At 46.3% G+C, this 21,263-nt stretch carries 20 protein-coding genes; 10 read left to right on the forward strand and 10 right to left on the reverse strand.

Annotated elements, in window-relative coordinates; all coding sequences use genetic code 11:
- Positions 1–12 precede the first annotated feature (12 nt).
- Genes prfA through CELL2_RS07320 form a run of 7 tightly spaced genes read right to left on the reverse strand, consistent with a single transcriptional unit; the run spans position 13 to position 7,986 of the window.
- On the reverse strand, positions 13–1,041 hold the full coding sequence (gene prfA, locus CELL2_RS07295) for a peptide chain release factor 1 (protein ID WP_012311151.1): 1,029 nt from the start codon (positions 1,039–1,041) through the stop codon (positions 13–15).
- Positions 1,042–1,058: 17 nt separating this feature from the next.
- On the reverse strand, positions 1,059–2,141 hold the full coding sequence (locus CELL2_RS07300; protein ID WP_012311152.1) for a type IV pilus twitching motility protein PilT: 1,083 nt from the start codon (positions 2,139–2,141) through the stop codon (positions 1,059–1,061).
- Between the two features lie 4 nt (positions 2,142–2,145).
- A complete protein-coding gene (gene ileS / locus CELL2_RS07305; protein WP_038034475.1) occupies positions 2,146–4,905 on the reverse strand; it encodes an isoleucine--tRNA ligase in 2,760 nt (919 codons plus the stop codon).
- 21 nt (positions 4,906–4,926) lie between these two features.
- Positions 4,927–5,277 carry a response regulator gene (locus tag CELL2_RS07310; protein WP_011943890.1) on the reverse strand — a complete coding sequence of 117 codons (351 nt, stop codon included), beginning with the start codon at positions 5,275–5,277 and terminating at the stop codon, positions 4,927–4,929.
- Positions 5,278–5,281: 4 nt separating this feature from the next.
- Entirely contained in the window at positions 5,282–5,446 is a 165-nt protein-coding gene (locus CELL2_RS09640) for an ATP-binding protein (protein WP_241208699.1), read from the reverse strand.
- Positions 5,367–7,550, reverse strand: coding sequence for a sensor histidine kinase (locus CELL2_RS07315; protein WP_241208642.1), 2,184 nt, complete (start codon positions 7,548–7,550; stop codon positions 5,367–5,369). Before CELL2_RS07315 ends, CELL2_RS09640 begins: the two co-directional genes overlap by 80 nt.
- A complete protein-coding gene (locus tag CELL2_RS07320) occupies positions 7,492–7,986 on the reverse strand; it encodes a Mut7-C RNAse domain-containing protein (protein ID WP_038034474.1) in 495 nt (164 codons plus the stop codon). The genes CELL2_RS07315 and CELL2_RS07320 overlap by 59 nt, the downstream gene beginning before the upstream one ends.
- Before the next feature lie 50 nt (positions 7,987–8,036).
- On the opposite strand from CELL2_RS07320, the gene CELL2_RS07325 reads away from it, so the two are divergent.
- From CELL2_RS07325 to CELL2_RS07370, 10 genes are all read left to right on the forward strand, one after another.
- Entirely contained in the window at positions 8,037–9,461 is a 1,425-nt protein-coding gene (locus CELL2_RS07325; protein WP_038034422.1) for an RtcB family protein, read from the forward strand.
- Between the two features lie 16 nt (positions 9,462–9,477).
- Entirely contained in the window at positions 9,478–9,858 is a 381-nt protein-coding gene (locus tag CELL2_RS07330; RefSeq protein WP_038034420.1) for a SoxR reducing system RseC family protein, read from the forward strand.
- Between the two features lie 11 nt (positions 9,859–9,869).
- Positions 9,870–10,220 (forward strand): DRTGG domain-containing protein, encoded by a 351-nt coding sequence (locus tag CELL2_RS07335; RefSeq protein WP_004081551.1) that lies wholly within the window; start codon positions 9,870–9,872, stop codon positions 10,218–10,220.
- On the forward strand, positions 10,217–11,182 hold the full coding sequence (locus CELL2_RS07340) for a CBS domain-containing protein (RefSeq protein WP_038034419.1): 966 nt from the start codon (positions 10,217–10,219) through the stop codon (positions 11,180–11,182). Before CELL2_RS07335 ends, CELL2_RS07340 begins: the two co-directional genes overlap by 4 nt.
- Positions 11,145–11,474 (forward strand): DRTGG domain-containing protein, encoded by a 330-nt coding sequence (locus tag CELL2_RS07345; protein WP_012896502.1) that lies wholly within the window; start codon positions 11,145–11,147, stop codon positions 11,472–11,474. The genes CELL2_RS07340 and CELL2_RS07345 overlap by 38 nt, the downstream gene beginning before the upstream one ends.
- A gap of 105 nt (positions 11,475–11,579) precedes the next feature.
- On the forward strand, positions 11,580–12,170 hold the full coding sequence (locus tag CELL2_RS07350; protein ID WP_241208643.1) for a PHP-associated domain-containing protein: 591 nt from the start codon (positions 11,580–11,582) through the stop codon (positions 12,168–12,170).
- Positions 12,164–13,573: a glutamate--tRNA ligase gene (gene gltX, locus CELL2_RS07355; protein ID WP_038034414.1), complete on the forward strand. Its 1,410-nt coding sequence runs from the start codon at positions 12,164–12,166 to the stop codon at positions 13,571–13,573. Before CELL2_RS07350 ends, gltX begins: the two co-directional genes overlap by 7 nt.
- A 2-nt stretch (positions 13,574–13,575) precedes the next feature.
- Positions 13,576–14,349, forward strand: coding sequence for an alpha/beta hydrolase (locus tag CELL2_RS07360; RefSeq protein ID WP_038034411.1), 774 nt, complete (start codon positions 13,576–13,578; stop codon positions 14,347–14,349).
- A gap of 1 nt (position 14,350) precedes the next feature.
- Complete coding sequence (locus CELL2_RS07365; RefSeq protein ID WP_039446232.1) at positions 14,351–15,367, forward strand: AI-2E family transporter; 1,017 nt, start codon at positions 14,351–14,353, stop codon at positions 15,365–15,367.
- 5 nt (positions 15,368–15,372) lie between these two features.
- A complete protein-coding gene (locus tag CELL2_RS07370) occupies positions 15,373–16,422 on the forward strand; it encodes a lipopolysaccharide assembly protein LapB (protein ID WP_038034473.1) in 1,050 nt (349 codons plus the stop codon).
- Here CELL2_RS07370 and guaB read toward each other — a convergent pair.
- From guaB to pnp, 3 genes are read right to left on the reverse strand one after another with little or no spacing between them, the layout of a single operon-like run.
- The gene (gene guaB, locus CELL2_RS07375; protein WP_012311160.1) at positions 16,419–17,867 is read right to left on the reverse strand and encodes an IMP dehydrogenase; all 1,449 of its coding nucleotides are present in this window, start codon (positions 17,865–17,867) and stop codon (positions 16,419–16,421) included. The genes CELL2_RS07370 and guaB overlap by 4 nt on opposite strands.
- Before the next feature lie 11 nt (positions 17,868–17,878).
- Complete coding sequence (locus CELL2_RS07380; RefSeq protein WP_038034408.1) at positions 17,879–19,117, reverse strand: pitrilysin family protein; 1,239 nt, start codon at positions 19,115–19,117, stop codon at positions 17,879–17,881.
- Positions 19,089–21,215 (reverse strand): polyribonucleotide nucleotidyltransferase, encoded by a 2,127-nt coding sequence (gene pnp / locus CELL2_RS07385; RefSeq protein WP_038034405.1) that lies wholly within the window; start codon positions 21,213–21,215, stop codon positions 19,089–19,091. The genes CELL2_RS07380 and pnp overlap by 29 nt, the downstream gene beginning before the upstream one ends.
- Positions 21,216–21,263 lie beyond the last annotated feature (48 nt).

Genomic DNA, 21,263 nt, shown 5'->3' on the forward strand with positions numbered 1-21,263 from the left:
ACACCTCCACTATTACTTTTCTTCGACTGAGGCTCCGATTCCTAAAACTTCCTCGAGGTTGTTTTCTATGTCGTGTTCTATGAGCTTCGATATGATTTCGTCCAGGTCTCCATCGAGGATCTCCTGCAGTCTGTAAGAGGTGTAGTTTATTCTGTGATCCGTAACTCTGTTCTGGGGGAAGTTGTAAGTTCTGATTTTTTCACTTCTCTCACCGGTTCCTATCTGCGATTTTCTCTTCTGTGAGATTTCCCTTTCTTTTTGTTCTTTCTGTAACTGATAGAGTCTTGCCCTGAGGATCCTCAAAGCGGTTTGCCTGTTCTGATACTGAGATCTTTCGTTCTGACACGACACCACTATTCCCGTTGGAATATGTGTGATCCTTACAGCGGATTCGGTCTTGTTGACGTACTGTCCACCGTGTCCCGATGCCCTGAAAGTTTCTATCTTCAAGTCTTCCGGCCTGATTTCTATATCCTTTTCTTCAATCTCTGGAAGAACGGCAACGGTAGCGGTGGACGTATGGATCCTCCCTCCAGACTCCGTGACAGGAATTCTCTGTACTCGATGAACACCGCTTTCGTACTTCAGTATACCGTAAGCGTTCTTTCCTTTTACGAAGAAGACCACTTCCCTTATTCCACCGAGATCTGTTTCGTGGATTTCAGCGACTTCGAGGTTCCAGCCTTTTCTTTCTGCGTACCTGGTGTACATTCTGAACAGATCCCGTGCGAAGAGAGCGGCTTCTTCTCCACCTGCGCCGGGTCTGATTTCTACGATTGCTTTATCACCCACTTCTGAAGAAAGAAGCAAGAGAAGTTCTTGATAGAGCTGATCGAGTTCTTTCTCGTACTTTTCTATCTCCAGTTCATTTTCTCCTTCTTCTCTCAAGAGTTCGATGAACTCCTGAGTTTCTTTTATTCTGTTTGCGATGTTCTCTATTTCTTCTATCTTTGCGTATTCTATCCCGTAGTTCTTCATCTGTTCGGGAGTCAGATCTGGCCTGGCGAGGAGCTTTTCGATCTCTTTTTTCTTTTCTTTCACTATCGAGGAGATCTTCTCTACGAGGGCTTCATTCCTAATCTTCGAGCCACCTCCTCATGGTTCCTGGCAAACTGCAGAGCGGATTCTAAGGATATATCACCTTTGAGTGCCGCTTTCACGAGTGCGTCATCGAAGAGAACCATTCCGTGCCTTGCACCAGCCTGTATCAGAGATTCGAGCTGGTGGATCTTGTTCTCTCTTATCAGGTTCCTCACGGCAGGAGTTCCCACCATGATCTCCAGGATCGGAGTAAAACCTATTCCGTTGGCCTTCGGGACAAGCCTCTGATAAATCACGGCGATCAAGGTGTTCGCAAGCTGAAGAGCGATCTGTCTTTGCTGATGTGCCGGGAAAACATCTATGATTCTCTCGGGTGCGGAAGCTGCAGAGTTCGTGTGAACCGTGGCAAGGACAAGATGTCCTGTTTCCGCCGCGGTGAGAGCGAGAGCCATTGTTTCAAGGTCTCTCATTTCTCCCACGAGGATCACATCCGGGTCCTGCCTCAGAGCGTACTTCAGTCCGTTGTAGAAAGAGTCCGTGTCTGAACCGAGTTCTCTCTGGTGAATCACGGATTTCTTGTTTGTGAAAACGTATTCTATCGGGTCTTCTATCGTTATTATGTGGTATGGGAAATTTTCGTTGATGTGATCTATCATGGCGGCGAGTGTGGTGGATTTTCCGCTTCCTGTGGGACCAGCCACCAATATCAAGCCGTACTTTCTCTCAACGAATGTTTTCAAGATCTCTGGTAGTCCCAGTTCCTGGAAAGTTCTGATCTTTTTTGGTATCAACCTGAAAGCGAGAGCGGGGTTTTTTCTCTCGTAATAGAGGTTTCCCCTCACCCTTATCGCTTCTGCCACGGTGAAGGAAAAATCCACTTCTTTCGTTTTAGGTGGGAACGGCTGTCCGATCTCAGCGAACAGATCTTTCAGGGCGTTCATTATGGTCTCTTTTGTGAGTTTTCCGTACTTTTCCTGAGGTACAAGGTCCCCATCTATACGGTAATAAGGAGGGCAACCCACCGAAATGTGCACGTCGGTTGCCCTCAAACCGTACGCTTCTGTGATGATCTTCAGAAAAGAAACTTTCATGTCTTCCACGCTGTCACTTCCTCTCTCCTTTCAAAACTGTCAGACACCTTGGACAAACCCCCGGAAAATCTTCAGAAGCAGAGATCTCCGTTGTGTATTTCCAGCACCTCTGACATTTTTCACCCTCTGCGCGTTTGACGGTCACTTCTACCAGTTCTCCTTTCAATTCTCCCGAAGCGTCCGAAAGGGATACCTTCGATACTATGAAGAGTTCTTCGAGTACGTCTCTGTATTTTTCCAGAAGCGCTTTGATGGTGTCATTTTTGGGTACAAGTACGACCTCAGCGTCGAGAGAGTGACCGATCACATCTTGCTGTCTCTTCTCCTCGAGGGCCTTCAACACGTCTTCTCTTATGGAGAGGAGTTTTTCGAAATCTTCCATGAGCTCTCTATCGATGAACTCTTCTTTGTACTCTGGCCAGTATTCCGCCTGAACCGTCTTGTATTTTCTGTCCTTTTCATGAAGGTGGGAGTAAACCTCTTCCATCGTGAAAGTCATGATGGGTGCCAGGATCTTCATCAGGGCAATGAGAATTTCGTGCATCACCGTCTGCGCCGATCTTCTGTATATTGAATCCTTCGCTTCCACGTAGAGTCTGTCCTTTACGACGTCCAGGTAGAGGGAGCTGAGTTCTGTTGTGCAGTACTTCACCACGAGATTGTAAACCTTCGAGAATTCGTAGCTGTCGTAATATTCGGTGGCGCGTTTTATGATCTCCTGCAGTCGTCCAAGAGCCCATCTGTCGATCGTTAAGAGTTTTTCATGAGGAACTCTGTCAAGTTCAGGATCAAAGCCCTCTAGATTTCCAAGGAGGAATCGGAACGTGTTTCTTATCTTCCTGTAAACTTCCGTTTGTTGTTCGACGATCCTCATGGATATCTTTATGTCGTTGAAGTAGTCGCTGCTCGCAAGCCACAGTCTCAGAATCTCAGCACCGTATTTTTCCACCACTTCCATGGGATCCACTACGTTTCCGAGGGACTTGCTCATCTTTCTTCCTTGTTCGTCCTTTATGAATCCGTGTGTTAGCACTTCTTTGTAAGGTGCGGACCCCCTCTTTGCGACGGCAAGGAAGATGGAAGAATGGAACCATCCCCTGTGCTGATCGCTACCTTCAAGGTACATGTCGAGGGGGAACGGGTGATCTTCTCTCTTCGTGGTTATGTATTCGAAGGAGGCACCAGAATCTATCCATACGTCGAGTGTATCCAGCATTTTTTCGAAAGATCGCTTGCCGCATTTTGGACACACGAAATCTTCGGGGATGAGTTCTTCCACCTCTTTTTCAAACCAGGCGTTTGTACCTTCTTTTTCAACGATTTTCATGAAGTGTTCTATTACCTTCGGATCGAGTACCACTTCTCCGCATTCTTTACATTTCACCGCTGGTATGGGAGTTCCCCAGACACGCTGTCTTGAGATACACCAGTCGGGCCTTTCCTCCACCATGGATCTGATTCTGTTCCGGCCCCATTCCGGTATCCACTTCACCTTGTCTATTTCTTCCAGCACTTTCTGCCTGAGGTTGTTGTGATCCACAGAAATGAACCACTGCTCGGTTGCTCTGAAGATCACAGGCCCCTTACAGCGCCAGCAGTGTGGGTAGGAGTGTGTGATACTTGACGCGTGAACCAGGATTCCTTTTTTCTTTAGATCCTCTATGATCACCTCGTTGGCATCTTCTATGAACATTCCCTTGTATTTTCCCGCTTCTTCCGTGAAACGTCCCTCCTCATCAACGGGAGAGACGATGGGAAGACCGTATTGCACATGACCGTAGATGTAGTCTTCTTCACCGTGACCGGGGGCTATGTGGACACAGCCCGTTCCTGTTTCGAGAGATACGTAATCGGCAAGAATGACTCTGGAGGTTTTGTCATCGAAGATGGGATGAACGAACTCTTTTCCTTCCAGATCTTTTCCTTTTATTTTCTCGACGACATTGGAACAGTCGATTCCAGTCTCCTTCGAAAAAGCATCGAGAAGATCCGTTGCGATGACCCATTTCTCTTCTCCGACCTTCACCACCGAGTATTCGTAATCCGGGTGCAGAGCGATACCAACGTTTGCCGGTAGTGTCCAGGGTGTTGTGGTCCATATCACGATGAAGAAATTCGGATCTTCTTTGGATCTGAACTTCACGTATATGGAAGGAGATTTATGATCGTGGTATTCGATTTCCGCTTCCGCGAGGGCAGTTCTGCATCTCGGACACCAGTAGATGGGTTTCAACGATCTGTAAACGTTTCCCTCCTCTACAAGGGTTTTGAAAACATCCAGTATTTTCACCTCGTAGTCTGGCTTCAGCGTGATGTATGGATTTTCCCAGTCTCCCCGAACACCGAGTCTTTTAAATTCTTCTCTCTGTATATCAACGAATCTGAGAGCGAATTCCTCACACTTCTTTCTGATCTCCGCGGGTGACATTTCTTTTATCTTTTCACCCAGTTCCTGAGACACCCTGTGTTCTATGGGAAGACCGTGGGTGTCCCAGCCAGGAACGTACGGTGCCCTGTATCCTCTCATCGTTTTGTATTTGACGACGATGTCCTTCAGAATCTTGTTCAGAGCCGTTCCGATGTGGATGTGGCCGTTTGCGTACGGAGGCCCATCGTGCAGAACAAAAAGGGGTTTTCCTTTTCTCTGTTCGAGTACGTAGTTGTAAAGATCCATCTTTTCCCATTCTTCGAGAAACACTTTTTCTTTGTTCACCAAGTTTGCCTTCATCGGAAATGAAGTTTTTGGCAAGTTCAGCGTGTTTTTGTAGTCCATCAACTCTTTACACCTCCTGCGTCACGAAAGTAGCTTCTTCACTTTCTCTTTCAATTCGTCGAAGTTGAACGACTTCACAACGTATTCATCCGCTGCCCACGATGAAAGATCGGCTCTATAATGAGAATAGGCCGTGAGCAGAATGATCTTTGCGTCTTTCTTTTTCTTTCTGATCTCACCGGCTACCTCCAGTCCACTGATGCCGGGCATCTCTATGTCGAGAATCACCAGGTCGTAGTTTCCAGAGAAGAATTTCTTCAAGGCTTCCTCCCCGTTTTCTGCCGTGTCAATTTCGTAACCCTCTTCCTGAAGTTCCTCTTTCAGAAGTTCCCTTATGTTCGGCTCATCATCGACAACCAGTATCCTTTTCATTCTCTCACCTCTTTTCTGGTGTCTTTGGAATTTCAAAGATGAAAACAACCCCGTTTTCTCTGTTTTCCGTCCATATTTTTCCTCCGTGTTCATCCTCTATGATCTTTCTGCAGATTGAAAGTCCTAAACCTGTTCCCTGAGTCTTTGTGGTGAAGAACGGTGAGAATATCTTTTCTTTCAGCTCCTCCGGTATGGGGGGGACCCGAGTTCCAGACACTCACTCTCACCTTGGTGTACATATCTTCCGACGTTATCTTTATCTTACCATTTTCCCCTGTCGCTTCTATTGCATTTTGAACAAGGTTTATCAGTACCTGTTTTATCCTCGTTCTATCGGCTTCAACTCTGAGGTCTTCGTTGTCCGTTTCAAAGCAAAAATCTATGTTCATCTTTCTGATCTTTTCCTCGAATAGAACGTAGACCTCTCTTATGAGTTCGTTCAGATTGAATTCGGTGAATTCCAGCACCTGCCGTTCTTTGCTGTATTCCAGGATTTCCTTGACAATCGTTTCAAGCCTGGATAGTTCGTTCGTTATTATGTTGATGTATTTCTTCAGCGTCTCTGGATCGTCAAGATGTTTCTTCATGCGCATTATGAAACCGCCTATTATCGTTATTGGATTCCTTATCTCGTGAGCGACTCTTGCAGTCATCTCTCCCAGTATGGAAAGTCTTTCTCTTCTTTTTCTTTCCTCTTCGTATTTGTACAGTTCTGTGACATCGTCGATCGTGATGATGACTCCCTCGAGCAACTGTGTTTTGGCATTTCTGAAAGGGGAGAATCTTATGTTGAAATAATTTTCTCCGAATTTGTAGAAGTTGAGAAACACGGGTTCTTTGTTTTCAAAAACGCTTTCTGCGACTGATCCGATCTCTTCAAAGTCGGGGAGATCTTTGAGCCTTCTTCCGAGTACGTTTTCTTTCTTCAGACCAAACAGTTGTTCGGCCTTTTTGTTCCATTCGGTTACACGTCCTTCTTTGCTCAGCGTTATGATGGCTGTTTCTAAGCTCTCCAGAATGCTTTCACTGAAGTTCCTGAGGTGTTCCACAAGTTCGTTTTGACGTTGAAGATCCAGTGTTTTCTCTCTCAAACTTTCATAATTGTACGCGTTCTCCAGAGCAAGACCTGCACTTTCAGAGAAAAGTTTGAGCACGTCCAGATCCAGATCGGTGACTTCCTTTTTGCTGAATTTGTTGTCCACCACCACAACACCGAGAGTGTCCCATCGCCCAACAAGTGGAAAGACTATGAACTCATCGTTTTCAAGGATACTTATAACATCTTCTATTTCGTACCTGATTTTTTCGAGAGTTTCTCTCGAAGTCCTCACTATACTCTTTCTCAAAACCACCCTTTCGAATATCGGATGTTCTCTGTAGTAAAATCTCTTTCCCCTTATTTTTTCATTGAACTTCGTTTCAAACGAGAATGTGAGCGCCTCCTCCCTTAAAAACTGTACCAGATCTGTGTATCTCAAGGTTCTTTTTCTGAGGTATCTCTTGAGTTCTTCGTGTTCCTGAAGTGTATCGCCACCCACCGCGGAAACGACCATCAGAGAGCCTGTACCTTCATCTTTTTTGAGAAGAACAGCACGGTCGAAATTGAATCCTCTCTCTGAAACAAGGCTGAGCAAAATCACACGGTAAAGGTTGTTCGGATCATAAACAGATCTCATGGCCTGGCTGACGTAATAAATTATTCTCATTTTCTTTATGTGTTCTTTCTGTATCTCTGAAACTTTCAGCTGTTCTTCGTACGACTTTTTCAATTTCTGGACTTCTTCTTTAAGCCTCCAGAGTTTTTCTGATACGTTTCCGATGAATTCTAAAAGTTTCGTACAGAGTACCTCTTCTTCTTCATCGAATGCGCCTTCGCGAACCACAACAAGATGCAGTTTGTTCCTCCACTCTCTCACACTCGCCCCTGGATGTTTCTTTTTTATCTCATCGATGGAGAGTTTCTCTCCCTTCGAAGAATAAGAAGCATCGCCCTCTATCAGATAGACTTCTTCCGCATCCAGAAATTCTCTGACTTTTTTGAGGGAAAACCTGAGAGCTTCCTCTTTCGGGTGAACACATATTGAATCCACAAGAGAGAGCAACAGCTCATAAACGGTGAGCCTTTTGTAGAGTCTGACGATTTCGAAAGACTCTTCATCATTTGCCACAACTGTATGCTTTCCAAATCTGCAGGTGAAACCTTCCTGAGGGATTTCATCCTCGCTTTCCAGAATCCTTATTCCCTTTATCTGTTTCAGTCTCTCCGGAACCATCTGGTATCACTTCCTTCACCCAGTCTAAATGAGATCCTCTCCAAAAGATTCTTCCGCAGCTGGGACATCTGGAGAATTTCTCTGCGTTCAGAAAAACGTACAGAGGCACCTTTTCAATCACTTCCTCACGTGGAGTCGGCAAGAGTTCTCTGTTACAGTACGGGCACCTTGCACGTTCTGGTTTCAGTTTAAAATGTTCTATCACCCTTTTCAAATCTTTTTCATCTTTGATATAGAAGACTTTCTGCCCATATTTTTCGAAAAATTTTATAAGAGAACATTTCTTTGTGAGAAGAATTCTACCCTCTTTCCTGCATATCAGAAGGACTTTCCCGGGTTCTTCAGAGTAGCAAACCTTCACATCCACCCCGAGGGTTCTCAACTTTTTTGCAAGCGGTACCAGCGAGGCATCGACAGCGAATCGAACCTCACTCATAATCTATCCTCCACTATTTAATGATAAACTAAAAGTGGGAGGGATAAATTATGAAGATAGAAAGACTCGATAAATACATCTGGAAAATTCCAAAAGAGGGAGATATGAAGGTTGACGCGATCATATTCACGGACGCCGAGAGTGTGAACGATCCTCAGTTCAGAGAAGCGATGAAACAGCTCATGAACGTGGCCACGCTTCCCGGCATTGTGAAATACGCCCTCGCCATGCCGGACATACACTGGGGTTACGGCTTTCCAATAGGAGGAGTCGCCGCTTTCGATGTGAAAGAAGGAATCATTTCGCCGGGTGGTGTGGGTTTCGATATAAACTGTGGAGTGCGCCTGATGAAGACAGATCTCACCTACGAAGATGTGAAAGATAGAATAAGACCTCTCGTCGAAGCTATATACGAATTCGTTCCCGCGGGTGTTGGTTCAACGGGAGACATCGTTCTCGGCAAGAAGGGGCTCAGGAAAGTTCTCGTTGAAGGTGCGGAGTGGGCTGTCAAGTCAGGGTACGGTCTTGAGGAAGATCTGGAAAGAATCGAAGACGGTGGAAAGATACATCCAGCGGATCCCTCGTACGTATCGGAGGAAGCGTTCGAGAGAGGAAGTGACGAGCTCGGAACTCTCGGTGCGGGAAACCACTTCGTGGAGGTTCAAATGGTTCAGGAAATATACGACGAAGAACTCGCTGAATTTTTCGGTCTGGAGATCGGTACCATCACGGTGATGATTCACTCCGGAAGCAGAGGATTCGGACATCAGGTTGCAACCGACTACATAAGGCTCATGAGGGATAATCTGAAGGAACACAACAAAAATCTACCCGACAAACAGCTTATAAACGCTCCGTTCGAACATCCACTTGGACAGGCCTATTATTCTGCCATGAATTGTGCAGCGAACTACGCGTTCGCGAACAGGGAGATCCTCGGGCATCTCGTTAGAAAAGCTTTCTGGAAAGTGTTCGGGAGAGACACACGTGTTGATCTCATCTACGACGTTGCTCACAACATCGCAAAAGTGGAAGAGTACGAAGTTGACGGAAAAAGAAGAAAACTGGTCGTCCACAGAAAGGGTGCCACACGTTCTCTTGGTCCCGGAAGCGAAAAGGTTCCTTCGATCTACAGAGAAGTGGGACAGCCCGTCATCATACCGGGTGACATGGGGACTGCTTCCTATCTTCTGGTAGGAACAAAGAAAGCCGAAGAAAAGACCTTCGGTTCCACCGCACACGGAGCGGGGAGAGTCCTTGGAAGGTCCGCTGCCCTGAAGAAGCTGGATTACAGGGAAGTTCTCGATGAACTGGCAGAAAAAAATATTGTCGTCATGAGCAAGAGTAAAAAGACTCTGGTTGAAGAAGCTCCTGAAGTTTACAAAGACGTGGACAGAGTGGTGCAGATCGTTCATGAGATAGGTATTTCGAGAAAAGTAGCCAGGATGATTCCTCTTGGTGTTGTGAAGGGGTGATACCATCGTAGAAAAAATGTATGTTCGAGAAGTGAAAGACGGGAAAGTGGTGGTGGCAAAAGCTAGAACGAGCGCTTGTGGGAGTTGCCCGGCAAAGAACATCTGTCTTTCCGACAACGAGATAAAACTCGAGATAGACTGGTGTGGAGAAGATTTGAAGCCCGGTGATGAGGTTGTGGTAGACATACCCGAGTACGATCCTTTGAAGGTATCAACACTCGTTTATTTTCTTCCGCTTGTGATATTCGCGGTGACTGTGATAACTGGATACCTTTTTAGGCTGAAAGATTGGGTAACCTTCGTACTTGCGCTGGGAAGCGTTTTCGCCTATTATTCTCTGTTTCGTTTCAGAAGAAAAGACAGAAAACCTCTTAGAATTCTCAGGAAGGTCTCTTAGGAGGTGTTTGCGTGACAATAGAAGAGATCGCCAGAATCGTAGAAGGAGAGATCCTTTGTGGAAACAAAGATCTGAACATAGAAAGAGCCGTTGCCACAGATCTCATGAGTGATGTTCTCGCGTTTGCTGAGCCGAACGTTCTTCTGATCACAGGACTTCACTCTCCACAGGCCGTGCGAACCGCCATGGTGGTGGGGATACCCGCTGTTCTCTTCGTCAGAAAAAGAGATATTCCTGAGACTATAGTCAATTTTGCGAAAGAATGCAACATCACCGTTCTTGCAACGAATCTTTCCATGTTCGAAACTTGTGGCAGACTTTACATGAACGGTTTGAAGCCCGTCAGGAGAGCGATAGAATGAGCGTTTCCATCATAGACAGATTGCAAGCCATCTTCCAGGATGTCAGAGTTTCCGAATTCATGAATCCGGACGTTATATACGTAACACCGGACAAGACACTTCTTCACGTGAAAGAGATTATGAGGATAAAGAGGATCTCAGGTGTGCCCGTAGTGGATGACAAAAAACGGGTGGTGGGAATCGTCAGTCTGGAAGACATCATAAAGGCCCTCGAGGGAAGTTACATAAAAGACAGTGTTGAAAAGCGCATGACGAAGAACGTGGTATGTCTGAAAGAAACAGACACCCTCCAGGACGCCGTCAAGACCTTTGAGAAATACGGTTATGGGAGATTTCCCGTTGTCGACGATGAGGGAAAACTTGTGGGGATCGTGACAAAGCACGACATCATCTATTTTCTTCTGGCAAAACTCGGCATCATGTATCTGCACGACAAAAGGATGGAAGAAGTCTTGGAAAAAGGAACCTCACTGATCACGGGAGAGGTCCTGGAAAAAGGAAAAGCGGATTTTGTTTTCCACATAGATTACTTCGATGTGAACATGATCGGGATAGGGGCTTCCAAATTGAAGAGGTTTCTCTTAGAGCGAGGAGTGGATGAAGAACTGGCAAGAAGAATTGCAATAGCTACTTACGAAGCGGAAGCAAACGTTGTCATCCACAGCGAATCCGATGGGTACATATACTGCTTCATCGACAATGAGAAAATCACGGTGAGGGTAGAAGACAGAGGAAAAGGGATAGAAAATCTGGAACTCGCGATGAGAGAAGGCTATTCAACGGCTCCAGACCACATCAGAGAGCTCGGCTTTGGTGCAGGGATGGGGCTTCCAAACATGAAAAGGTACTCCGATAAAATGGTCATCATCTCAGAAGTGGGAAAGGGTGTAATCGTTGAGATGGTGTTCTTCAGGAGGGATAGAGGTGAGGATAGGGGAGATAGTGGAAAAACTGGGGCTTGAACATGTGTGCGGTGATCTGAACACGGAAGTGGAACACGGTTTCACCTGTGACCTTTTGAGTGAAGTGCTGGGGAAAGCCCAGCCTTCAACGCTTTGGATCACAGTTCAGTCTCACGTCAACATAATAGCGGTTGCCACGGTTGTCGGAATAAAGGGGATCGTTCTCTGTGACGGTCACGAATACGAAAAGGACACTGTGAAGAAGGCAGAGGAGAACGGAGTGGTGCTCCTCAAATCCCAGGAGAACTCCTTCATAGTTTCTGGGAAGGTGTACGAGCTGGGGTTGAGATGAAGGCGGATTTACATGTGCACACGTGTTTGTCACCGTGCGCAGATCTGCTCATGATACCGCCCGTTGTGGAGAGGGCATCGGGAGATGTACAGATTCTCGGCATAGTTGATCACAACAGCGCAAAAAAACGTTCCTGCTTTTCTGAAAATGAAGAAACTCGTTGTCCCTGGAATAGAGATACAGACAGTGGAAGATGTTCACGTGCTCGGCTTTTTTTCCGATATCGAAAGCGCATTGAAAGTCACGAAGATCGTTTATGAACATCTTCCATCGGTGAAACACGATCATGAGAAAATGGGCTATCAGCTCTTTGTAGACGAAAAGGGGAATTACACGGGCTACGAAGACGTTCCGCTCGGTTTTCCTTCAGATCTCACACTGTCTCAGGCTGTAGAGCTGATTCGATCATTTGGAGGGATACCGGTTTACGCGCATGTTGAGAAGAGATTCGGTGTTCTCTACCAGCTCGGTTTCTTTCCAGATCTCGAGGTTCCTGTTGCTGAAGTGGTGAGTAAAGAAGGAGAAGAAAATGCCCAGAAAAAGAATCTCAGGGTGATAGTGACATCGGACGCCCATTTTCCCTCTGATATAGGAAGAAGGTACATCGACATATCTGGAGTGCCACATTCACCCGAGGAAGTACTGAAGAAGATCCTTAACAGCGAATACACACTGGGAGGTGTTCCGAATTGGTAAGGGTGAGATTCGCACCGAGCCCCACTGGCTTTCTCCACGTTGGAGGAGCTCGAACCGCTCTGTTCAACTTTCTTTTCGCACGGAAAGAAAAAGGAAAGTTCATCCTCAGAATAGAAGACACCGATTTGGAGAGATCTGAGAGGGAGTACGAAGAGAAGCTCATGGAATCTCTCAAGTGGCTTGGTCTTCTGTGGGATGAAGGACCGGACGTGGGAGGAGACCACGGTCCATACAGGCAGAGCGAGAGAGTGGAGATATACAGAGAACACGCTGAAAGGCTTGTAAAGGAGGGGAAGGCCTATTACGTTTACGCTTACCCTGAAGAGATCGAAGAGATGAGGGAGAAACTCCTCTCTGAAGGAAAGGCACCACACTACTCCCAGGAGATGTTCGAAAAGTTTGATACTCCCGAGAGAAGAAGGGAATACGAAGAAAAGGGTTTGAGGCCGGCTGTGTTTTTCAAGATGCCCAGAAAAGACTATGTGTTGAACGATGTGGTGAAAGGTGAAGTTGTGTTCAAGACGGGAGCAATTGGGGATTTTGTGATAATGAGAAGCAACGGTCTTCCCACCTACAATTTTGCCTGCGTGGTGGATGACATGCTCATGGAGATAACACATGTTATCCGTGGAGACGACCATCTCTCAAATACACTGAGACAGCTCGCTCTCTACGAATCGTTTGAAAAGGCTCCCCCCGTTTTTGCGCACGTTTCCACCATACTGGGACCCGATGGAAAAAAACTGAGCAAGAGACATGGAGCCACTTCTGTGGAAGCGTTCAGAGACATGGGATATCTCCCGGAGGCGCTTGTCAACTATCTGGCACTTCTTGGATGGTCTCACCCAGATGGTAAAGAACTCCTCACTCTCGAAGAATTGATTTCTTCGTTTTCTCTGGACAGGCTCAGCCCGAACCCTGCAATTTTCGACCCACAGAAGTTGAAATGGATGAACGGTTACTATTTGAGAAACGTGCCGATTGAGAAGCTCGCAGAACTGGCAAAGCCGTTCTTTGAGAAAGCCGGGATAAAAATAATCGACGAGGAGTACTTTAAAAAGGTACTGGAGATCACAAAAGAGAGAGTGGAGGTGCTTTCAGAATTTCCTGAAGAGTCCCGCTTCTTCTTTGAAGATCCAGCACCCGTTGAAATACCGGAAGACATGAAAGGAGTGTTTTCACAGCTCAAAGAAGAGCTCCAGAACGTTCGGTGGACCATGGAAGAAATCACACCTGTCTTCAAGAAAGTACTGAAACAACACGGTGTAAAGCCCAAAGAATTCTATATGACGTTGAGAAGAGTTCTGACTGGTAGAGAAGAAGGTCCTGAACTCGTCAACATTATTCCTCTTCTTGGAAAGGAGATCTTTTTGAGAAGAATAGAAAGATCTCTGGGGGGATGAGAATGAACATCCAGAAACACGGAGAAGACTGGAAAGGTACAGTTGTGATCGTACACGGTCTCGGTGAACACTCCGGGAGATACAGGAGACTTGTGAGAGAATTCGTTTCAGAGGGTGTTCAGGTGATCACTTTCGATTTACCGGGTCACGGCAAGTCTCCTGGAAAAAGAGGGCACCTTCGTTTTGATGACGTTTTTAAAATATTGAACGAGATCACGAAAGATCTGGAAAGGTTCGTGCTCTTTGGTCACAGTCTCGGTGGATTGATAGCTATCAGATTCACTCAGATTTTTCAGCCAGAGAACCAGAAAGGGTTGGTGGTGTCGGCCCCCGCTATCCTGCTTCCAGATACCCATTCTCCGGTCCTTGAATTCATGGTGAGGTTTCTGTCCTTTTTTGTTCCATTCCTCACGATGAGCAACGGGATAAACCCGAGCGATCTTTCCAGGAACAGAGAAGCGGTGGAAGCGTACATAAGAGATCCCCTCGTTCACGACAGGAACTCTTTCAAGCTCGCTTCAGATATGCTCTCCCATATGAAAAAGGTTCTCAAAGACGCTGAAAGGATAAAGGTTCCTGTTCTCATTCTTCACGGAACTGATGACAGGGTGGTGTCTTTTGAAGGAAGCAAGAAGTTTTTCGAAGCGCTGAACACAGAGAAAAAACTGGTGAGCTTTCCTGGAGGATACCATGAACTTTTTGAAGATCCAGAGCACCAGAAAGAGTTTTTCAAAACGATAGTCGAGTGGAGTCTCGAAAAACTCGGAGGGAAATAAGTTGAAGGAGTTCAGGAAGATCTTAGAGGACAAAGCTTTTTTCTTCACGACACTGTACATATTGATTTCATTTCTCGTATTCAAGATTTTCCCGGATGTCTTTGCAGTGATTGTGTTGATGGTGTTCTTCACGCTCCTTTTGGATCCGGTCATTCGTTTCCTGGAGAAGCTGAAATTTGGAAAGTACTTCTCCAGGGTAGCAGCACTTCTTCTCTTCTTTTTCGTGATGGTTTATTCGCTTTACATGATCATTCCTCCTGTTTTCAACGAGTTTGGGAGTTTCATCGAATTCATGGCAAAAGTTTTTGAAAGCAAGATATGGAAAGACTACATAAAATCTCCTGAATTGATGCCGGTGTTCGATAAAATCATGAATTTTCTTGAACCAAAGCTCACAGATTTCCTGAACTATGTCTTTTCGCTCGTGACAACGAATTTTGTCTCTGTTACGACGATAATTGTTTTCACGCTTTTCGGACTCGGCTACACCCTGTTCTATATTCGCGAAATAGCCAGCTTCTTTGTCCTCATCTATCCAAAGAGTGCAAGAGCGGAAGCGAGAGAGTTTTTCCGTGATGTGTACGCGAGTATGGGAAGGTACATAAGGGTCATCTTCATAAATGCTGTGATAATAGGACTCTCTTACTGGGTTGTTTTCGAAGCTTTCAACTTGAAGTACAGCGCCATCATAAGCCTCTGGGCTTTTGTGACCAACTTCATTCCAATCGTTGGAGTGGTCCTGGAATACATCCCTGTACTTCTTTTTTCTCTCACTCTCGGTGTGAAAGGTGTTCTTCTCATAGCTCTCTTTGCGATCCTCATACATGCCGTTGCCTTCGTTGTCTTCATTCAGCTGATGAAAGGCCTCGAAAAGCTGAATCCTGTTTACATAATTTTGTCCATCCTGTTCTTTGGGAAACTCTTCGGATTGTTCGGGTCTTTTGTGGGAGTGCCGCTTGCTCTGTTTTTCAAAGTCTTCTGGAGGAAATTTCTCAGGCCTCTTTTTGAGGCGGGGTGAGAGTTTTGAGAATTATCTTCATTCTTCTTCTACTGATACCTTCTCTTCTAACGATGGCGCTATCCCTTGAGGAAATAAAAAGCCTTTCGAAGACGAATCTGGACAATGCCATAGATCTTTTTCTCGACTACATGAAAAAGCACCCCTCTGATCCAGAATTAGAAAATGTTGGAGAGTTTCTCTTTGCCAAAAAAAAGCTCGTTGAAAAACACCCCTCCCTCTCTCGGGAAATCATCTCAGAAGACTTTCATGGTCTCCTTGAAAAACTAAGAGACACAGAAGAAATGTTCTCCGAGGAAGAGGTTCCCCTGCTGGAAGAAATCTTTCCAGAGCTGAAGAGTTTTGCTGAGAAACTGCAAGACGTGGAGGAATTTCTCTCTTCACCATTTTTCTGGAAGCTCGGCATCAGTTTGAAAATAGAAAACCCCGAGAAGTTCGCCGAAGATCTTGTGAACAGGTTTCTTGAAGATCCTTTCGTGTTCTCATTTGAGGTGGTGGAGGCTCTCTCGAAAGTGGAAAATGCCGAAGAAATAGCCTACCATCTTGTGAGAAAAGCAAAGGAGATACCTCTGAAAGAGGAGAGTTACTCCTATATTCTGAGACTTTTTGAAGTGGCACACCACTTGGGATACAGTGAAACAGACGAACTCGAAGAACAGATAAAGAAATACTTTTCCATCTCTGCAAAGGTGGACGCCTCTGGGAACGTGGAGGAGATCCTCGACGAGTACGAACAGCTCACCATTCCCAAGGAAAAGCTCAGAGAAAAACTGGCCGCTGTTTCAAAAAAGTCGAAGGTGTCTGAAGAGAAAAGAGGTAGATATTACCCGTTTTTCCTGGTTTTTCTTGCTCTACCGTTTCTTTCTGCTCGATTCAGAGCGTCTTTTTACAGGAGAATCGGCATGAAAAAAAGAGCAGCTTCGATTTATTTGAAGCTGCTCCAGAAACAGCCGGAAAATGTGAAGCTCCGATTGAAGCTCGCCCGTCTTTATGAAGAAATCGGTATGCACGAAGAAGCGATGAAAGAGTACGAAATCATAAAGAAACTCTCTTAAGCCTGGACCCAGTAGTTCGGAGATTCTTTCGTTATGATGATGTCGTGTGGATGGCTTTCTTTCACTCCAGCTGGAGTGATTTTCACGAAGACTGCCTTTTCCTGGAGTTCTTTTATTGTTCTGGCACCAACGTATCCCATACCGGATCTGAGTCCGCCCACAAGCTGATGCACCACGTCTTTTACGGTTCCTTTGTACGGCACCATACCCTCTATTCCTTCGGGGACGAACTTGTTTTCCCCTTCCTGACCGTATCTGTCCGCACTTCCAGACCTCATGGCACCAAGGCTTCCCATACCTCTATAGGCCTTGTACTTTCTACCCTGATACAGTATCGTTTCTCCCGGTGCCTCTTCGGTACCGGCAAAGATACTTCCGACCATGACACTCTCGGCACCGGCTGCAAGTGCTTTCACAATGTCTCCAGAGTATCTGATTCCTCCGTCTGCTATGATGGGAACGTCGTACTTTCTTGCAACTTCAGAACATTCCATAACGGCCGTGAGCTGAGGAACGCCGACACCAGCTACCACTCTCGTTGTACAGATCGATCCGGGACCCACACCTACTTTCACAGCGTCCGCTCCCGCCTTTATGAGTGCCTCCGTTCCTTCCGGGGTCGCCACATTCCCGGCTACAACTGGTAGATCCGGGTAGTCCGCTTTTATCATCTCGAGGGTCTCTATCACTCTTCTGGAGTGACCGTGAGCGGTATCTATGACGATCACATCCACACCCGCTTTTACGAGCTTTTCCACCCTTTCCATGGTTTCAGGACTCGTTCCAACCGCTGCGCCCACGAGAAGCCTTCCCTTTTCGTCCCTCGCCGCGTTGGGATGTTCTATCACACTCATTATGTCCTTGATGGTGATCAATCCAACGAGCTTGTTGTCTTTTGAGACGAGGGGAAGTTTCTCTATTCTGTGCTGGTGGAGAATTTCTTTTGCTTTTTCAAGGGAGATGTCTGGAGGGGCCACGATGAGCTTTTCTCTTGGTGTCATCAGATCTTTTATCTTCTTTGAAAGGTTCTTTTCGAACCTGACATCTCTGTTTGTGAGCAGGCCAACAAGCCTTCCCTCTTCGTCCACAACGGGAAGTCCACCTATTTTGTACTCTGCCATGAGATCAATTGCTTCTTTCACCGTCATATCCGGGGTTACGGTGATAGGATCGTATATGATGCCGTTTTCGGTCTTCTTTACGATCGATACCTGGCGCGCCTGTTCATCGGGAGTGAGATTTTTGTGAATGATTCCAATGCCGCCTTCCCTTGCGAGAGCCTTTGCCAGAGCCGCTTCGGTCACTGTGTCCATGGCGGCACTCACAAGTGGTATATTTATTCGTATCTGTCTTGTGAGCCTGGTGTCTATTTTCACGTCTTTTGGAAGGACTTCGCTGTACTGTGGAACAAGCAGCACATCGTCAAAGGTCAGGGCTTCTTTCATCCAATCCCTCCTCAAACGATCATCTCGTGTTTTTCAATAATCTTCCCGGACTCGGGTCCTATCCCGAACACGCTCCAGTTACCCGCAATAAATCTCTCGTAGGCCCTTCTGTAGTCTTCTTTCGAAACGTTCTTTATTCTCTCGACCCTTTCCTCTATGGTCTCCAGAGAGTCATTAGAGAGATCATCGATCACGAAACTCATCATGCCGGCTGGATTGTCTGTGACCATATCGAGCTTTCCAAGGTATCTCATCTTTCCGTATTCGAAATTCTTCATGAAAAGAGATTCATTGGAGAGAACGTCTTTCATCTTTGAGAAGAACTCATCTATCTTTTCAGGAGAAAGAGCCGCGTACACGATGATGATTCCTGTTTCCTTCAGCGCGTAGATCTGGGAGAACACATCGTAAACGAAGCCCTCTTTCTCCCTTATTTCGTGGAACAGAATGGAGCTCATTCCACTTCCCAGTGCGGTGTTGAGAGCATAAAGCGGGTATATATCTTCACTGATTCTTCCACAAATGGGTCTTGCCATGGCAATGTGTACCTGCTCCAGGTCGTTCCTCACGATGTATCTGGGTTCCGTGTGTTCGAACGAAGGTGGAGGTGGAAGAGGATCTCCTGGCTTGTTCCTTTCTAATTCGCTCAATTCTTTTTCCAGAAGAGAAAGGTAGTCATCGTTTACTTTTCCAGCGAGGATGATTTTGGTATCCGGAAGATTGTAGTTTTTCCTGTGATACTCTCTGAGATCTTCCGACGAGATCTTCTCAATAGTTTCCTTCCTTCCAATGATGGGCCTTCCGTAGGGCCCGGGCCAGACAGTTTCCACCAGAGTATCGAAGAGTTTACTGGTTGGATCATCCTGGGACATCTTGTACTCTTCAAGAATGATCTTTCTCTCTATCTCGGTGTCTTCGGGAGAGAAAATGGGATAAAAAGTTATCTCTTTCAACACGTTCAGCGTTTTTCCGAAGTGAAACTCCGGAACTTTTGCATAATAAGCGGTGGCGAGTTTATCGGTGAAGGCATTGAGAGTTCCTCCAACCACTTCTACGGTGTACTTGAGAGAAAAGTGATCGTAGCTTTTTGTTCCCCTGAAAGCCATGTGTTCTATGAAATGGGAGATCCCCGCAAGTTCTTCTGGCTCGTGAGCGGATCCCTTTTTAATTAAAAAGGCGCAGGAGATCGTCCGCGCCTTGTCAAAAGGTATGGTGAAAATCTCAATTTCGTTTATTGTGTGTCTTTCCATGCTGAGTGTTTTCCCCCTCTGTGACACGTTTGAACTGCAGTCTTCCGAGGTCATCTATGTTGATCACCTGTACCTTTATGGTATCACCGACTTTCACCTTTTTCAAGAACTGCCTCATATCTTCTCCTACTTTGCTCTGATGAAGGAGGCCTATCTTACCTGGTCTCACCTCTATGAACAGTCCGTAAGGTTCTATCCTTGTGACCTTTCCTTCCAGAACTTCTCCCACTTCTATTTCTTTGGCTATTTCCCTTATGAGTTCGATGGCCTTGTCAACGTTTTCTTCAGAACTTCCAACGACCTTGACGAGGCCTGTTTCGTCGTCGATCTCCACCTTCACATCGAAGTCTTTTATGATCTTCTTTATCACTCTGCCTCCAGGTCCTATGACATCCGCCACTTTTTCTGGATCGACCTTGGTTACCTTTATGATCGGTGCATACTTGGACAGATGCGGTCTTGGAGCAGAGATGGTTTCATACATCCTGTCGAGAATGTACATTCTCGCTTCCCTTGCCTGCATGAGCGCTTTCATGAGGAGTTCATCTGAGACACCTGAGACCTTACAGTCCATCTGAAAGGCGGTGATTCCGTCTCTTGTTCCAGCCACTTTGAAGTCCATATCACCGTAGTGGTCTTCCATTCCAATGATGTCTGTGAGTATGATCTCGGCGTCTTCTTCAAGAATGAGCCCCATCGCTATTCCTGCAACGTGTTTCTTGATAGGAACTCCAGCATCCATCAGCGCCAGGGATCCTGAACACACCGTGGCCATTGAGGAAGAACCGTTGGACTCCAGGATCTCAGAAACCACTCTTATGGTGTAGGGGAACTCTTCTTCGGGTGGAAGCATGTTCTTCAGAGCTCTTTCTGCCAGATGTCCATGCCCGATTTCCCTTCTGCTGGGACCTCTGAGCGGCTTCACCTCTCCTGTACAGAACGGAGGAAAGTTGTAGTGCAGCATGAACCTCTTAACGCCTTCTTCGAGGAGTGTGTCTATGATCTGAACGTCCATGGGAGCGCCGAGAGTAACGATACCGAGACTCTGTGTTTCCCCTCTGGTGAAAAGAGCAGAGCCATGTGTTCTCGGGAACAATCCAACCTCGCAGGAGATGGGTCTGATCTCGGTCGGTTTTCTCCCGTCCGCTCTGATACCCTTCTCCACTATCAATCTCCTCATTGTTTTTTTGACGGCATCTTCATAGAGTTCCGAGACAAAGGGTTTGATTCCTTTCAAATCGGTTACGGACAATTTTTCTGCAATCTGATTCAGAAGCTGTTCTTCGTACTCTTTGAGAGCCACTTCTCTTTCCTTCTTCACCTTTACGAGGATTCTTCTTTCCAGTTCTTCTTTGTTTAGAAGATCTTTGAAAGCCTCAACGAGGCCTTCAGGTGGTGTGGGCTCGACAACGGGGATTTTCTCCACGTTGAACTCTGAGAGAATCTCTTCCTGGAAATCGACTAGTTCTTTTATGACGGAGTGGGCGAATCTCAAGGCCTTCACCATATCTTCTTCTGTTACTTCTTTTGCTTCACCTTCGACCATGGTGACAGCGTCTTTTGTTCCAGCAACGGTGATATCCATCAGACCCTTTTCTATGTCTTCCTCACTGGGTAAGGCTATGAACTGTCCGTCTCTGTAACCAACCCTAATACCCGCCACTATACCTTCAAACGGTATCTTTGAAACGTTCAATGCGAGGGACGCGGCAAAGATTCCCACAACGTCCGGTGGAACGTTCGGATCCACCGAAAGCACGGTCACGATAACCTGGACCTCGTTTCTGAGTTTTTTTGGAAAGAGAGGCCTTATCGGTCTGTCGATGAGGCGGGCTGAGAGAATAGCGGATTCGCTGGGTCTGCCTTCCCTCTTTATGAAACCACCGGGGATCTTTCCGGCAGCGTAGAACCTTTCCTGGAACTCAACGGTGAGAGGTACAAAGTCGATTCCTTCCACTGCTTTGTCTGAAATGTTTGCGGTTGCCAGAACAACTGTGTCACCAAACCTCACCAGGGCTGAACCACTCGATTGTTTCGCTACTTTTCCGTACTGAACTACGAGTTCTCTTCCAAGGATGTTACGTCGCCATTCCTTCATATTCCTATCACCTCTACCCAATCAATTTAAATCAGGAAGCGGGCAACA

This window comes from Thermotoga sp. Cell2 (assembly GCF_000789375.1).
Lineage (GTDB): Bacteria > Thermotogota > Thermotogae > Thermotogales > Thermotogaceae > Thermotoga > Thermotoga petrophila.

What these genes read in the sequence shown, in the direction of transcription:
- ileS (WP_038034475.1), bottom strand. Translation starts at nt 4,905, where the DNA reads ATGGACTACAAAAACACGCTGAACTTGCCAAAAACTTCATTTCCGATG.
- CELL2_RS07310 (WP_011943890.1), bottom strand. Translation starts at nt 5,277, where the DNA reads ATGAAAAGGATACTGGTTGTCGATGATGAGCCGAACATAAGGGAACTT.
- CELL2_RS07315 (WP_241208642.1), bottom strand. Translation starts at nt 7,550, where the DNA reads ATGGTTCCGGAGAGACTGAAACAGATAAAGGGAATAAGGATTCTGGAA.
- CELL2_RS07320 (WP_038034474.1), bottom strand. Translation starts at nt 7,986, where the DNA reads ATGAGTGAGGTTCGATTCGCTGTCGATGCCTCGCTGGTACCGCTTGCA.
- CELL2_RS07325 (WP_038034422.1), top strand. Translation starts at nt 8,037, where the DNA reads ATGAAGATAGAAAGACTCGATAAATACATCTGGAAAATTCCAAAAGAG.
- CELL2_RS07330 (WP_038034420.1), top strand. Translation starts at nt 9,478, where the DNA reads ATGTATGTTCGAGAAGTGAAAGACGGGAAAGTGGTGGTGGCAAAAGCT.
- CELL2_RS07340 (WP_038034419.1), top strand. Translation starts at nt 10,217, where the DNA reads ATGAGCGTTTCCATCATAGACAGATTGCAAGCCATCTTCCAGGATGTC.
- CELL2_RS07360 (WP_038034411.1), top strand. Translation starts at nt 13,576, where the DNA reads ATGAACATCCAGAAACACGGAGAAGACTGGAAAGGTACAGTTGTGATC.
- guaB (WP_012311160.1), bottom strand. Translation starts at nt 17,867, where the DNA reads ATGAAAGAAGCCCTGACCTTTGACGATGTGCTGCTTGTTCCACAGTAC.
- CELL2_RS07380 (WP_038034408.1), bottom strand. Translation starts at nt 19,117, where the DNA reads ATGGAAAGACACACAATAAACGAAATTGAGATTTTCACCATACCTTTT.
- pnp (WP_038034405.1), bottom strand. Translation starts at nt 21,215, where the DNA reads ATGAAGGAATGGCGACGTAACATCCTTGGAAGAGAACTCGTAGTTCAG.